The organism is Ideonella alba, from assembly GCF_018069875.1.
Lineage (GTDB): Bacteria > Pseudomonadota > Gammaproteobacteria > Burkholderiales > Burkholderiaceae_C > Ideonella > Ideonella alba.
On the sequence record NZ_JAGQDF010000004.1, the window covers coordinates 410,902 to 423,830 of the forward strand.

A 12,929-nucleotide genomic window follows, 5' to 3' on the forward strand; every position below is an offset into this window, starting at 1 on the left:
CCCCTTCTTGGAGGGGGGCTGGGGGGAGCTCAACGGAATAGGGCTCTGCCCACAGCGGCCAACGGCCGCTGTGGGCAGCAAGCGGTCGATCAACGTTTCTTTGACCCACCACAGACGCGCGCACTGAACCATCCGCCTCCGCGGCCGATACGAGGCCATGGCCGGGTTGCGGGTGCAGTCCGGGCCCGAAGCTTCATGACCAGGGAGGTTCGTGATGGGTGCGACGTGGCGCTTGATCGTGGGCGGGGTGCCCAGCGGTCTGGACCGGCAGGTGCTGGAGGAGTTGCTGGCGCCGTGCGGGGTAGCGCGGCTGGACGTGCATGAGTCGGCGGGCGGGCCGGGTGAATCGGTGGTGGTGGTCCGCATCGGCACCGACCTGCGCTTGGCCGAGCGACTGCGTCAGCGGGTGGGCGGGCGCAGCATCCAGGGCCACCGGCTGTGGACCTGGCTCAGCCGACGACCGCTGCATTGACCTGGCGCAACCAGCGAAGCGCGCGAGACACACGGGCTTGACATCGCCCGGTTGGAATAGGTTTGGACGGTGCCGATCGGCCCGTTGAACTCGAAAGGAACCACCATGCTTCGCTCCCCCGCATTCAAGGCTGGTGCCGCCGGCCTGTTCGCCCTGTGCCTGGCCGGCGCCGCGCTGGCCGCGCCCGGCTGTCCCGACGCTGGCCGCCCATGTGACGGCCAGGCCGCACGCGCCCAGCACGCCCGCATGAACGGCGATCCGGCCGAGCATGCGGCCCGGCACCTGGAGCGCCTGAAGGCCGATCTGAAGCTGCAAGCCGGCCAGGAATCGGCCTGGACGGCCTTTGCCGCCCAGGTGGCGGAACAGGCCAAGGCGGCCCGCGCCGAGCGCGACGAGATGGACAAGCTGGCCGGCAGCGCCACCGCCCCCGACCGCCTGGCGGCGCATATCGCGGCGCTCAAGCGCCGCACCGCCGCGCTCGAGGCCGGCCAGCCGGCCATGACGGCGCTGTACGCGGTGCTCAGCACCGAGCAGCGCGCCGTGTTCGACCGCGAGGCCCCTGGCAGCCGCCCGCCGCGCGGCCCGGGTCGCTGACCCGGCGCACCGGTGGCGCCTCAGCGCCGCCGCGCCACCCAGCGCGTGACGAAGCCCGGGCCCTGGTGCCCGGTGCCTTCGAACAGCGGCACCTCGCCCTCGAAGGCCTCGATCTCGTCGAGCACATCGCCCATCTCGGCGCGCAGGTCGGCCAGCGTCAGCAGCATGTCCGGGTCCTTGGGTCCGCCGCTGGTGTAGCCCTGCAGCTGGCCCGGGTGGAAGCCCTCGACGATGCACCAGCCGCCGGGTGACAGCAGCCCGGCCAGCTGCGCATGCGCCACGCGCCGCACGGCCGAGGGCAGGTGGCAGTAGACCAGCACCAGCGCGTCGAAGCGTTGTTCAGGCGGGGTCCAGGCGGACAGGTCGGCCCAGCGCGCCTCGTAGCGCCGCGCCACGCCACGCTCGGCGGCCAGGGCCCGGGCCTTGGCCAGGCCGTTCTCGGCGTAGTCCAGCGCCAGCACCTGGTGGCCCTGGGTGGCCAGCCACACGCCGTTGCGGCCCTCGCCGTCGCCCGGCACCAGCACCTGCGAGTGCGGGGCCAGCAGCGCGGCCTGTCGGCGCAGGAAGGCGTTCGGCTCGGTGCCGTACTTGTGGCCGGGGGCGGCGAAGCGGTCGTTCCACTGGTCTTTCATGGCGTGCGCGGCTGATCGGTCCAGCGGGCATTGTCGGGTCATACTGCGCACCAATCCGCCTGCTGCGCCGCATTGCCCATGAGCAACACCCCTGAAGCCGACGCCGACCGCGCCCCGCGCGCCTTGCCGCCCGACGACCCGCTGCGCGCCGTGCTGCACGACGAGGTGCATGCCCGCCCCTCGGCGCGCATCCGCCTGCCGGCGCTGGTGGTCTTCGTTGCGGTGCTCAACAAGGGCGTCAGTCGCGACGACGAGTGCGCCCACCTGCAGCGCCTGCCCGGCCATGCCCACCTGACACCGGCCGACCTGGCGGGCAACTTCCTGCGCCTGCGTTTTGCCGACCACACGCTGAAGTGGGAGCGCCACACCGAGTTCACCCGCTACGCACTGGTGCAGCCGCTGCCCGACGACGCAGCCCTGGGCGCGGTGCAGCCGGCGCTGCTGCCCGGGCTGCGCCTCGCCACCGACTGGTGGCAGGCGATTCCCGGCCGCACCGTGGCCGCGGTGCAGCTGGTGATGGTGAACCACCCGATCGAGGACCCGCACGCGGCGCTGGCGCTGGGCCAGCGCTGGTTCGGCGGCAAGACCGTGGTGGCCTCGCTGATGGGCAATGGCGAGGCCGGCAACGGCCACTCGATCGCCATCACCAACTTCCGCCGCACCGATGACGGCTTCGAGCGCATGCTGGTGATCGCTCCGCCGGGCACCAGCGAGACGCGCGCCGGCCGCATCTCGCAGCGCCTGCTGGAGCTGGAGATCTACCGCCTGATGGCGCTGCGCGGCCTGCCGCTGGCCAAGGAGCTGGCGCCGCTGCTGGCCGGCAGCGAGGACGAGCTGGCCTCGGTCACCGCCCGGCTGGAGGCGCGCAGTGCCTCTGAGGCCGAGCTGCTGGACGCGCTGATCCACGTCGCCGCCCGCATCGAGCGGGCCACCGCCGAGCACGCCTTTCGCTTCTCGGCCACCCAGGCCTACGACGCGCTGGTGCGCCAGCGCATCGCCGAGCTGCGCGAGCGGCCCATCCCGGGCACGCAGACGATCGGCGAGTTCATGCAGCGCCGCCTGTCACCGGCGATGGCCACCGTGGCGGCCACCGCCGGCCGCCTGGCCTCGCTGAGCCAGCGCACCGAGCGCGTCAGCGCCTTGCTGCGCACCCGCGTGGACATCGCCACCGAGACGCAGAACCAGCAGCTGCTGGCCAAGCTCACCCGCGGGCAGCAGCTGCAGCTGAACCTGCAGTCCACGGTGGAGGGCCTGTCGATCGCGGCCATCTCGTACTACGTGGTCAGTCTGCTGCTCTACGGTGGCAAGGCGCTGAAGTCGCTGGGCCTGCCGATCAACCCCGAGATGGCGGCGGGCGCGCTGATCCCGCTGGTGCTGTGGGTGGTCTGGAAGGCCACGCAGCGCGTCCATGCCCGGCTGATGGGCGACGCGCATTGACCGGCACGCTGGCCCTGGTGGGCGCCGTGGTCGGCGCCGTGCTGGCGCTGACCGGCGCCGGCGGTGGCGTGCTGGCAGTGCCGCTGCTGGTGTTTGCCACCGGCCTGAGCGTGCAGCAGGCGGCGCCGCTGGCGCTGCTGGCGGTGGGCGTGGCGGCCGGCACCGGCGCCTGGCTGGGCTGGCGCGAGGGCGTGCTGCGCTACCGCGCCGCCGCGCTGGTCGGCGGCCTGGGGCTGCTGACCGCGCCGCTGGGCGTCTGGCTGGCGCAGCGCCTGCCTCCCGAGCCACTGCTGCTGGGCTTTGCGGGGGTGATGTTGCTGACGGCGCGCCGCATGGCGCGGCGCGACCCGGTGCGCGACGGCAGCGAGGCCCTCGACGGCCGGCCCTGCCGCGTCAACCCCGACGAGGGCCGCCTGCACTGGACCGCGCCCTGCGCGTGGGTGCTGGCCACCACGGGTGTGGCGGTGGGCCTGGTCGGCGGACTGCTGGGCGTGGGTGGCGGATTCGTCATCGTGCCGGCGCTCACGCGGGCCACCGACCTGGACACGCGCAGCATCACCACCACCTCGCTGGGCGCGGTGGCGCTGTCGGCGGTGGGCGGACTGGCCGGGGCCTTGCAGTTCGGCCAGCTCGATGGGCTGCAGGCCGGCGTGTTCAGCGGCTCGGCGATCGTCGCGCTGCTGCTGGGCCGGCGCGTGGCGGGGCAGTTGCCCTCGCGCACGCTGCGCCGGCTGTTCGCCGCGGTGTGCGTGGTGGTGGCGCTGCTGCTGCTGGCGCGGGTGCTGCTGCGCTGATACCCAACCGGGTATCATCCCAGGCGGCTGCAAGGCCTTCACCGTCGCCGCACAATCACCGGCTGCAGGCCGCTCTTCCCCCTCCCCCATGGCGCATCCCACTCCCCTGAAGTTCCTCCAGCCCGGCTGGTACGCGATCCCGATGGGCCTGACCGGTCTGGCCCTGGCCTGGCTGCGCGCCGCGCCATTGATGGGCGAGATGGCCACCGGCTTTGCGCTGGTGGTGGGCAGCCTGGCGGCGCTGGTGTTTGTCACGTTGCTGGTCTTCACGGTGCAGCGCGGCCAGCGCCACCCCGAGGCCTGGGCCGAGGACCGCAGGCACCCGGTGCGCCATGCCTTCATCGCCACCCTGCCGGTCTCGGCGATGCTGCTGGGCTCGCTGGCGGCCCAGCTGGGCGTGCAGCATCCGCTGGTCAGCGCGCTGTGGTGGGCCGGCTCGCTGGGCCAGCTGGCCACCACGCTGTGGGTGATGGCGCGCTGGTGGACGCCCGCCGCCCAGGGCGGCCTGAGCTGGATGGCGGTGACGCCGGCGCTGTTCATCCCGGTGGTGGGCAACATCATTGCGCCGCTGGGCGGCGTGCCGCTGGGCCACGAGCACTGGGCCGCGGCGCAGTTCGGCATCGGCCTGCTGTTCTGGCCGGTGGTGCTGGTGCTGCTGCTGGTTCGGCTGGTGGTGCAGGGTCCGGTGCCCGAGCGCCTGCTGCCCACCGCCTTCATCCTGATCGCGCCGCCGGCACTGGCCGGGCTGGGTGTGCTGCAACTGGGAGGTTCCGGCAGCGTGGCCTGGGCCTGCTGGGGGATGGCGGCCTTCACCTTCGCCTGGGTCGGCTATGCGCTGGCCGGGCGCATCCGCAACCTGCCGTTCGCGCTGCCGCACTGGGGCATGAGCTTCCCGCTGGCGGCCTTCACCTCGCTGACGCTGCGCCTGGCCGAGGTGGGCAGCCCGATGGCCGTGGCCGGCCCGGTGCTGCTGGCGCTGACCAGCATCATCATCCTGGGCCTGGCCATGGGCACGGTGCGCGGCCTGCGCGATGGCACGCTGCTGGCGCCCGAGCCGGTGGCCCCGATCATTCCCGTCACTGCCGCCTGAGGAGCCCCCCCGATGAAGAACGCCATGGACCTGGTGATGGCCGCCAAGGCACGGGTCAGCGAAGTCTCCGCCGTCGAGGCGCCCGCCGCGCTGCGCGAGGCCGACGTGCTGATCGATGTGCGCGAGGAGTCCGAGTTCGCCGCGGGCCACATCCCCGGTGCGATCCACGCCTCGCGCGGCCTGCTGGAGTTCAAGCTCAGCAGCAACCCGGCGCTGCAGGCCCGCGACCTGAAGGTGCTGCTGTACTGCAAGACCAGCGGCCGCGCCGCGCTGGCAGCGGTGGCGATGCAGGAGATGGGCTACCTCAACGTGCGCTCGATCGCCGGCGGCTTTGATGCCTGGGTGGCCGCCGGACAGCCGGTCGCCAAGCCCGAACAGCCCAACTTCGGCTGAGGCGCACAGTGGGGGCCTTGAAGCTGCGGCACACTGCGCGGCATGACCGCCGCCCCGCAACTGCTCGTGGCCTGCCTGTGCGCCGGCTGGTGCACCACCTGCGACGCCTACCGTGCCACCTTTGACGCGCTGGCCGATCGCCATCCGCAGGCCCGCTTCGTCTGGGTCGACATCGAGGACCATGCCGATGCGCTGGAGGACGATGACGGCCACGCCCCCGACATCCAGAACTTCCCGACGCTGCTGCTGGTGCAGGACGGCACGCCGCGCTTTTTCGGCACCGTGCTGCCGCATGCGGCGGTGGTCGAGCGGATGCTGGCCGAGGCCGCGCGCGCCGCACTGCCGCGATTGAGCGACGCCGGCAGCCAGGTGCTGGCGCGCGCCGTGCTGGCGCTCCAGCACTCAGGCGCGCTGGACTGAGGCCAGCAGCGCCCGCGCCTGCAACCAGGACGGCAGCTCCTCGGCCGGCATCGGCTTGCCGATGTGCCAGCCCTGGGCCTCGTCGCATCCCAGCGCGCGCAGGCGTTGCAGGATGGCGGCGTTCTCCACGCCCTCGGCCACCACGCTCAGGCGCAGGTCGTGGCCCATGCGCACCAGCGCGCCCACCATCGAGGCCTTGTCGGCGTCCTGGTCCATGGTGCGCACGAACAGCATGTCCAGCTTCAGCTCATCCACCGGCAGGTCGATCAGCTGCGCCAGCGAGGTCTGGCCGGCACCGAAGTCGTCGATCGACAGCCGGAAGCCCTCGGCCTTGAGCGCATGCAGGGTCTGCAGCGCGCGCTGCGGGTCGTGGGCGATCGCGCTCTCGGTGATCTCCAGGCACAGCCAGGACGGCTCGGCGCCATGGCGCTGCAGCGCGGTGCGCAGGCGCTGCTGCAGCTCGGGCTTCATCAGGTCGTGCGCCGACAGGTTGACCGAGATGCGCGGCGACAGGCCCTGGGCGCGCAGCAGCGCCGCCTGGCGCGCCGCCTCGTCGACCACCCACAGCGTCAGCTCGTGGATGAAGCCGGTCTCTTCAGCGAAGGGAATGAACTGCACCGGCGGCACCAGGCCGCGCTGCGGGTGCTGCCAGCGCACCAGGGCCTCGGCCGCCACCACCTGGTCGTCGCCCAGGCGCAGCTTGGGCTGCAGGTACAGGCGCAGCTCCTGGCCGCGGATCGCCTGGCGCAGCTCGCCCAGCAGCGACAGCGTCTGGGCGCTGCCGGCGTCGATGGACGGGTCGTAGACCAGCATGCCGGCGGTGCGGCGCTTGCATTCGGTCAGCGCCAGCAAGGCCCGCGCGAGCAGGGTCTCGGTGTCGGCGGCGTGCAGCGGCGCCACCGCGATGCCGATGCCGGCCGACAGGTCCACCGTGGAGCCGTCCAGCACCAGCGCCTGCTCGGTCAGCTGGCGCTGCACCAGGCGCGCCACCTCGCGCGCGCGGGCCAGGTCGGCGCCGGGCAGCAGCAGCGCGAACTCGTCGCCCCCCAGCCGGGCCACCAGCGGGTGGCGCTCGGGCAGGTCCAGCGCCAGCGCGCGCAGACGCTGGGCCACCTGGCGCAGCACCTGGTCGCCGGCCGCGCGGCCCAGCACCTGGTTGACGCGCTCCAGGCGGTCGATGTTGAGCATCAGCAGCGCCGCGCCGCCGTCGCCCGGCAGCAGGCGCCCGGCCTCGTCCTCGAACTGGCTGCGGTTGGGCAGGCCGGTCAGCGTGTCCCAGAAGGCCAGCTGGCGGATGTGTTCGGTGCGCTCGGCAATGCCCTGGCGCATGCCCTCGAAGGCCTGGGCCAGCTCGGCCATCTCGTCGTCGCTGGCCACGGCCGCCACCGGCGTGGCGTAGTCGCCGCGGCCCAGGCGGCGTGTCGCATCGACCAGGCCCTGCATCGGCGCGGTCAGGCGGCGCGCCGTCAGCAGACTGCCCAGCGCGAACAGGCCCAGGCCCAGGCCGCTGACCAGCAGCAGACTGCCCTGCAGGCCCTCGTAGGGGCGCACCGCCTCGTCGATCGACAGCGACAGCACCATCGGCACCGCCGTGTCACCCAGCGCCGGCAGCTCGACGCGGCGCACCTCGAGGGCAGCGCCCGACAGCGTCAGCTCCTGCGCCGCCGGGCCGACCCGCAGCAGCGGCGCCAGCGCAGCCGTGCCGCGGGCCGGGCTGAGCGTGCTGGCCAGCACCTGCTGCGGGCCGATCAGGCTCAGCTCGGCCTGGGCCAGGCGGGCCAGCTCGGGCAGCAGGTCGGCCAGCGGCACGGCGGCCAGCAGCCAGCCGCTGGGCGCTTCGCCGCGCTGACCGATCGGCACCTTCACCACCTGCGAGGGCAGCTCGCCCAGCCGCACCAGGCGGGCCTCTTGCCAGCGCCCGTCGTCCAGGCGTGCGGCCTGCTGGGCCAGCGCGGCGGCCTGCGGCCCCACCGCCGCCAGCAGGCGGCCCTGGCGGTCCAGCACCGCGGCCAGGCGCGCCGGCCGCAGGCGGCCCAGCTTGTCTTCCAGCGCCGAGCGCACGGTGTCGGCATCCACCTCGCCCTGCAGCGTCGACAGCAGGCCGTAGTCGGCGCCCACCGTGGCCGCGGCGGCCTGCAGCAGCTCGCCGCGCTGGCTCAGCTGCTCGCGCAGCAGGGCCTCGCCGTGCGACAGCCGCACGTCGATCAGCCCGCGCGCGCTGCGCTCGATGCCCAGGCGGGTCAGCAGCAGCGACACGCCCTGCACCGCCAGCAGCAGCGCGACGAAGACCAGCACGATGCGCCCGCCCAGGCTGCGCCAGAACGGCCGCGACTTCACCGCGCGGCTCCCGTCAGGCGCACCGACATCTCGGTGTCACCGGCCACGGCCAGCGGCTGCTCGACGCCCATGCTGCCCGCCGGCAGCACCGGATGCCAGGTGCGCAGCCGGTAGCTGCCTGGCGGCACGTCGGCGATCTGCACCACGCCATCGGGCCCGCTGCGGCCGTACCAGGGCGTGTCGGCCACCACGATCCAGCCGATCATGCTGTCGTGGATGTTGCAGCCCAGCACCACCACGCCGGGCTTGTCGAACAGCACCGGCTTCTCGGGGCGGCCGACATAGAGCTTGATCTCGAAGCGCTTGGATTCGGACACCGAGTAGACATGGTGGCGCACCGTGTCGCGGTTGGGAAAGTCCACCCGCGTGCCCACCGGCACCACCGCCACCTGCGGCTGGAAGCGCTTGTCCTGCTGGCCCACCTCGGCACTGGCCAGCGGCCTGGGCGCGGTGCGCCCGGTGGTGGATTCGAGCATCACCACCGCGTCCGACAGCAGCGTGCCGGCCGGGTTCAGCACCGTCACGCGCACGCTGGCCGCCGTCGCCGCGTCCGTCAGGACCGCGGCGGTCAGCAGCAGCGTGGCGGCGCACCTCATGGTTCGATCGCGATGCTGCGGATCGGACCGCCGTCGCCGATCGGGCCGATCAGCGTGGCGCGGCCGGTGGTCAGGTCGATGCGGTAGAGGCGGCTCTGGTCGGTGCGCAGCATCGCCAGCGGCTGGTTCTTCAGGTCGGAGATGTCCAGGTCGGCCTCGACCACGCCGTCCACGCCCAGCGGGCCGACGCTCATCACCCGGCCGGTGTTGGGCGAGACCGGCGGCACCTTGCTCTCGTGCGAGCCCATCATCACCAGCTGCGCCAGACCCAGGTCGATCGCGTAGTTGGTGGTGACCTTCTCGTTGTCCTTGTTGTAGGTGTAACCGGCGGCCACCACGCGCACTGTGTGGCCGGCGTGCGGATCGGTGTTGACGTAGCCCAGCAGCGTGTCGGGGGCGCCGTCGACGACACGGCCGGTGTCGGGGTGCACGCGCAGGTTCTGGCCGGCCTCGGTGACCACGCGCAGGCGGTCGACCGTGGGGTTGAAGTCGATGCCCACGCGCGCGCCCAGCAGCGGCCAGCCGATGCCCGTGCCCACCGGGCTGGCCGCGCACTGGGCGGTGTCGATGGTGTAGAGCTGGCCGCTGCGGCCCAGCGCATAGAGCTGGCCACGCGCCACGCGGTAGTCGATGCCCAGCAGCTGCTCGCCCGGCTTCAGGCCGCTGATCGCGCACTGGCTGACCAGGGTCTGCGGTGCGGCGGCGGCAAAGCCCAGCAGGCGATGGTCAGGGGTCAGCGCTCGCACGAACTCGCCGCCGCTGCCCCCGCTGGCGGCCGGCGGCGTGGCCGGGATCGGCAGCAGGCTGCAGCCACCCAGCGCCAGGGCGGCGAGTGCGGCGAGGGTCGGGAGCAGGCGCAGCGGCATGGCGGGTCCTTGATGTGACTGAAAGTAACACAGCGCTGTGGGGCTGGACCTTCTGGTGTCGGCATCGGCGCCGGGGTCTTGAGGGTGGCCTGTGGCGTCGGTCACTCCTCGCCGAGGAATCCGCCACTCTGGTGGGCCCACAGGCGCGCATACAGGCCGCCGGCGGCCAGCAGCTCGGCATGCGTGCCCTGCTCGACGATGCGCCCGGCGTCCATCACCACCAGCCGGTCCATGGCCGCGATGGTGGACAGGCGGTGGGCGATGGCGACCACGGTCTTGCCCTCCATCAGCCGGTACAGGCTGTCCTGGATCGCGGCCTCAACCTCGCTGTCCAGCGCGCTGGTGGCCTCGTCCAGCAGCAGGATGGGCGCGTCCTTGAGCATCACCCGGGCGATCGCGATGCGCTGGCGCTGTCCGCCGCTGAGCTTGACGCCGCGCTCGCCCACATGGGCGTCGTAGCCGCTGCGGCCCTTGGGGTCGGTCAGGCCCTGGATGAACTCGTGCGCCTCGGCGCGACGGGCGGCGGCGATCATCGCCGCATCGTCGGCGTCGGGGCGGCCGTAGAGCAGGTTGTCGCGCACCGAGCGGTGCAGCAGCGAGGTGTCCTGGGTGACCATGCCCACCTGGGCGCGCAGGCTTTCCTGGCTGACCTGGGCGATGTCCTGGCCGTCCACGAGGATGCGCCCGCCGGCCAGGTCATGAAAGCGCAGCAGCAGGTTCACCAGCGTCGACTTGCCGGCGCCCGAGCGGCCCACCAGGCCGATCTTCTCGCCGGGGCGGATGGTCAGCGACAGGTCGTCGATCACGCGCTTGCTGGCGCCATAGCCGAAGACCAGGTGGTCGAACACCACCTCGCCGTGCGGCACCTGCAGCGGCTTCGCGTCGGCGCGGTCGACCACGGTGGGCGCGCGCGTCAGGGTGTTCAGGCCGTCCTGCACGGTGCCGATGTTCTCGAACAGGCTGGCCATCTCCCACATGATCCAGTGCGAGATGCCGTTCAGGCGCAGCGCCATCGCGGTGGCCGCCGCCACCGCGCCCACGCCCACCTGGCCCTGGGACCACAGCCACAGCGCGCTGCCGGTGGTGCCCAGCACCAGGCCCACGCTGAGCGCGTGGATCACCAACTCCAGCGCGGTGACCATGCGCATCTGCTGGTGCACCGTGCCCATGAACTCGTGCATCGCGCTGCGCGCATAGCCCGACTCGCGCTGGGCGTGCGAGAACAGCTTGACGGTGGTGATGTTGGTGTAGGCGTCGGTGATGCGCCCGGTCATCAGCGAGCGCGCGTCGGCCTGCACCTGCCCCACCTTGGCCAGGCGCGGCACGAACCAGCGCAGCGCCGCCAGGTAGCACAGCAGCCAGATGCCGAAAGGCCACAGCAGCGTGGTGTCGAAGCTGCCCACCAGCGTCAGCATGGTGGCGAAGTAGATGATGATGAAGACCAGGATGTCGGTCAGCAGCATCACCACGTCGCGCACCGCCAGCGCGGTCTGCATGACCTTGGTGGCCACCCGGCCGGCGAACTCGTCCTGGAAGAAGGCCAGGCTCTGCGCCAGCATCTGGCGGTGGAAGTTCCAGCGCAGGCGCATCGGGAAGTTGCCGTTGAGCGCCTGGTACTTCAGCAGCGCCTGCGCGGCCACCAGCACCGTGCTGCCCACCAGCACGCCGGCCAGCGCCAGCAGCTCGTCGCCGCGCTGCGCCCACAGCTGCGCCGGCGGCACCTCGGCCAGCCAGTCGACGATGCGGCCCATGAAGCCGAACAGGATGGCCTCGAAGACGCCGATCAACGCCGTCAGCGCGGCCATGGCCGCGACGTGGCCGCGCAGGCCATCGGAGCAGGCCCAGATGAAGCGGGCCAGGCCGCGCGGCGGCACGGGCGGGATGGCGTCGGGGTAAGGGCGGACCAGCCGCTCGAAGAAGGCGAACAAGAGGTGGGCGTGCAGCAGAAAAAGGTCCGCAAGCGTAGCCGAAGCGGCTCAGCCGCGCAGCGCGATCCAGCCCAAGGCCGCCAGCGGCGCGGTGTCGGCGCGCAGCGTGCGCGGGCCCAGCGTCACCGGGGTGAAGCCGGCGCCGCGGGCCAGGGCCTCCTCGGCCGGGCTGAGGCCGCCCTCGGGGCCGCTGAGCAGCAGCACCGGGCCCGGGCGCCCGGCCAGGTGATCCGCCAGCCGCTGCGCGTCGGGCGCCAGGCTCAGCACCAGTCGCTGCTGCGCCGGGTCGGGGGCCAGCGCGGCCAGCCAGTCGGTCAGGGCGTTCACCGGCGCCACCTCGGGCACGCGGCGGCGGCCGCACTGCTCGGCGGCGGCCACGGCCACGCCCTGCCAGTGCGCACGCCGGCGCTCGGCGCGCTCGCCGCTCAGGCGCAGCACCGAGCGCTCGGTGTGCAGGGGCTGCACCGCAGCGGCACCCAGCTCGGTGGCCTTCTCGACCAGCGCGTCCATGCGCTCGTTGGCCGGCATGCCCAGCGCCAGCGTGACGGCGCAGGGCAGCTCGGTGTCGGGCGCGGCCCGCTCGGCCAGCACACGCACGCTGACCTCGCGCCGGCCCATCGCGGTGATCTCGGCCTGCCACTCGCGGCCGTCGCCGTTGAACAGGGCCAGGGTGTCGCCGGGCTGGCGGCGCAGCACCTGCACGTGGCGGGCCGCTTCGGGCGGCAGTTCCAGGGTGGCGCCGGCCTGCAGCGGCAGCGCGACATGGTGACGCGTGGACATGTCGCCAGTGTGCCCGATGGCGGCGCTGCGGCCGCGCGGGCCCCTAGAGCAGTTCGCTGAGGCGGCGCACCGAGGCCAGGCCGTGGTGGTCGGCGATGCGGTCCAGGTAGTCCATCGCCAGCGCCTGCAACTCGGGCGCGCCGGCGCAGCGCTCCAGTTCCAGCGCGAAGCGGTACGAGGCCACCAGGCCCAGGGTTTCGCGGCCGTGGGCATTGAGCGCGTCGTAGAGACGGCTGTAGCTGCTTTCGCGCAAACGCTGGCGCAGGCGGGCCAAGTCCAGGGGCGCGCTGGCATCGCCCGACGGCGCGGCCGCCGCTGGGGCGGGCGCCGGCGACGGGGCCGGCGCGAGCAGGCCGGCCTCGACCAGTTGCCTCAGGTCATCCGCCTCGCAGCCCTTGACCTGCGACAGCCAGAAACCCGCCGGTTTGTCCGGCGAGATGACCAGCAACAGATTGCGCTGGTGGCGCGGCAGGCCCAGCGTGCGAGAGCGGATCTCGTCCTGACCCGCGGTGGTGCGGACAAATCGCGTTTGCATGTCCCAACGTCAGGCCCGTGGCTGCCCGTTATCGCTTCACTGTGTGCGCTGCGCT

The 12,929-nt window shown here is 73.0% G+C and carries 14 protein-coding genes; 7 read left to right on the forward strand and 7 right to left on the reverse strand.

Annotated elements, in window-relative coordinates:
- Positions 1-214: 214 nt before the first annotated feature.
- Together KAK07_RS09320 and KAK07_RS09325 are read left to right on the forward strand one after the other, a co-directional pair.
- Positions 215-472 carry an RNA-binding protein gene (locus KAK07_RS09320; RefSeq protein ID WP_210860400.1) on the forward strand — a complete coding sequence of 86 codons (258 nt, stop codon included), beginning with the start codon at positions 215-217 and terminating at the stop codon, positions 470-472.
- 105 nt (positions 473-577) lie between these two features.
- Positions 578-1,066, forward strand: coding sequence for a Spy/CpxP family protein refolding chaperone (locus KAK07_RS09325; protein WP_210860402.1), 489 nt, complete (start codon positions 578-580; stop codon positions 1,064-1,066).
- Between the two features lie 20 nt (positions 1,067-1,086).
- On the opposite strand, the gene KAK07_RS09330 is transcribed toward KAK07_RS09325, so the two are convergent.
- Positions 1,087-1,698 (reverse strand): SAM-dependent methyltransferase, encoded by a 612-nt coding sequence (locus KAK07_RS09330; protein ID WP_210860404.1) that lies wholly within the window; start codon positions 1,696-1,698, stop codon positions 1,087-1,089.
- 78 nt (positions 1,699-1,776) lie between these two features.
- Here KAK07_RS09330 and KAK07_RS09335 point away from each other — a divergent pair, with 78 nt between their 5' ends.
- The 5 genes from KAK07_RS09335 to KAK07_RS09355 all read left to right on the forward strand — a co-directional run bounded on the left by KAK07_RS09335 (position 1,777) and on the right by KAK07_RS09355 (position 5,832).
- A complete protein-coding gene (locus KAK07_RS09335) occupies positions 1,777-3,135 on the forward strand; it encodes a DUF3422 family protein (RefSeq protein ID WP_210860406.1) in 1,359 nt (452 codons plus the stop codon).
- On the forward strand, positions 3,132-3,929 hold the full coding sequence (locus KAK07_RS09340; RefSeq protein WP_210857082.1) for a sulfite exporter TauE/SafE family protein: 798 nt from the start codon (positions 3,132-3,134) through the stop codon (positions 3,927-3,929). The genes KAK07_RS09335 and KAK07_RS09340 overlap by 4 nt, the downstream gene beginning before the upstream one ends.
- 88 nt (positions 3,930-4,017) lie before the next feature.
- Complete coding sequence (locus KAK07_RS09345; protein WP_210860407.1) at positions 4,018-5,019, forward strand: SLAC1 anion channel family protein; 1,002 nt, start codon at positions 4,018-4,020, stop codon at positions 5,017-5,019.
- 12 nt (positions 5,020-5,031) lie between these two features.
- Positions 5,032-5,412: a rhodanese-like domain-containing protein gene (locus KAK07_RS09350; RefSeq protein ID WP_210857080.1), complete on the forward strand. Its 381-nt coding sequence runs from the start codon at positions 5,032-5,034 to the stop codon at positions 5,410-5,412.
- 42 nt (positions 5,413-5,454) lie between these two features.
- Complete coding sequence (locus KAK07_RS09355; RefSeq protein ID WP_210857079.1) at positions 5,455-5,832, forward strand: thioredoxin family protein; 378 nt, start codon at positions 5,455-5,457, stop codon at positions 5,830-5,832.
- On the opposite strand, the gene KAK07_RS09360 is transcribed toward KAK07_RS09355, so the two are convergent.
- The 6 genes from KAK07_RS09360 to KAK07_RS09385 all read right to left on the reverse strand — a co-directional run bounded on the left by KAK07_RS09360 (position 5,815) and on the right by KAK07_RS09385 (position 12,874).
- Positions 5,815-8,169: a putative bifunctional diguanylate cyclase/phosphodiesterase gene (locus KAK07_RS09360; RefSeq protein WP_210857078.1), complete on the reverse strand. Its 2,355-nt coding sequence runs from the start codon at positions 8,167-8,169 to the stop codon at positions 5,815-5,817. The two genes, KAK07_RS09355 and KAK07_RS09360, sit on opposite strands and share 18 nt — an antisense overlap.
- A complete protein-coding gene (locus tag KAK07_RS09365; RefSeq protein WP_210857077.1) occupies positions 8,166-8,765 on the reverse strand; it encodes a methylamine utilization protein in 600 nt (199 codons plus the stop codon). The genes KAK07_RS09360 and KAK07_RS09365 overlap by 4 nt, the downstream gene beginning before the upstream one ends.
- Positions 8,762-9,631, reverse strand: coding sequence for a DUF4394 domain-containing protein (locus tag KAK07_RS09370; RefSeq protein ID WP_210857076.1), 870 nt, complete (start codon positions 9,629-9,631; stop codon positions 8,762-8,764). The genes KAK07_RS09365 and KAK07_RS09370 overlap by 4 nt, the downstream gene beginning before the upstream one ends.
- 101 nt (positions 9,632-9,732) lie before the next feature.
- Entirely contained in the window at positions 9,733-11,559 is a 1,827-nt protein-coding gene (locus KAK07_RS09375; protein ID WP_210857075.1) for an ABC transporter ATP-binding protein, read from the reverse strand.
- 48 nt (positions 11,560-11,607) lie between these two features.
- Entirely contained in the window at positions 11,608-12,339 is a 732-nt protein-coding gene (locus KAK07_RS09380) for a 16S rRNA (uracil(1498)-N(3))-methyltransferase (RefSeq protein WP_210857074.1), read from the reverse strand.
- A gap of 43 nt (positions 12,340-12,382) precedes the next feature.
- Positions 12,383-12,874 (reverse strand): hypothetical protein, encoded by a 492-nt coding sequence (locus tag KAK07_RS09385; protein WP_210857073.1) that lies wholly within the window; start codon positions 12,872-12,874, stop codon positions 12,383-12,385.
- Between the last annotated feature and the right edge of the window lie 55 nt (positions 12,875-12,929).

Excerpts from the sequence above, each read along its gene's own strand:
- KAK07_RS09350 (WP_210857080.1), top strand. The coding sequence starts at position 5,032 with ATGAAGAACGCCATGGACCTGGTGATGGCCGCCAAGGCACGGGTCAGC.
- KAK07_RS09325 (WP_210860402.1), top strand. The coding sequence starts at position 578 with ATGCTTCGCTCCCCCGCATTCAAGGCTGGTGCCGCCGGCCTGTTCGCC.
- KAK07_RS09365 (WP_210857077.1), bottom strand. The coding sequence starts at position 8,765 with ATGAGGTGCGCCGCCACGCTGCTGCTGACCGCCGCGGTCCTGACGGAC.
- KAK07_RS09380 (WP_210857074.1), bottom strand. The coding sequence starts at position 12,339 with ATGTCCACGCGTCACCATGTCGCGCTGCCGCTGCAGGCCGGCGCCACC.
- KAK07_RS09320 (WP_210860400.1), top strand. The coding sequence starts at position 215 with ATGGGTGCGACGTGGCGCTTGATCGTGGGCGGGGTGCCCAGCGGTCTG.
- KAK07_RS09385 (WP_210857073.1), bottom strand. The coding sequence starts at position 12,874 with ATGCAAACGCGATTTGTCCGCACCACCGCGGGTCAGGACGAGATCCGC.
- KAK07_RS09330 (WP_210860404.1), bottom strand. The coding sequence starts at position 1,698 with ATGAAAGACCAGTGGAACGACCGCTTCGCCGCCCCCGGCCACAAGTAC.
- KAK07_RS09345 (WP_210860407.1), top strand. The coding sequence starts at position 4,018 with ATGGCGCATCCCACTCCCCTGAAGTTCCTCCAGCCCGGCTGGTACGCG.
- KAK07_RS09335 (WP_210860406.1), top strand. The coding sequence starts at position 1,777 with ATGAGCAACACCCCTGAAGCCGACGCCGACCGCGCCCCGCGCGCCTTG.
- KAK07_RS09355 (WP_210857079.1), top strand. The coding sequence starts at position 5,455 with ATGACCGCCGCCCCGCAACTGCTCGTGGCCTGCCTGTGCGCCGGCTGG.
- KAK07_RS09370 (WP_210857076.1), bottom strand. The coding sequence starts at position 9,631 with ATGCCGCTGCGCCTGCTCCCGACCCTCGCCGCACTCGCCGCCCTGGCG.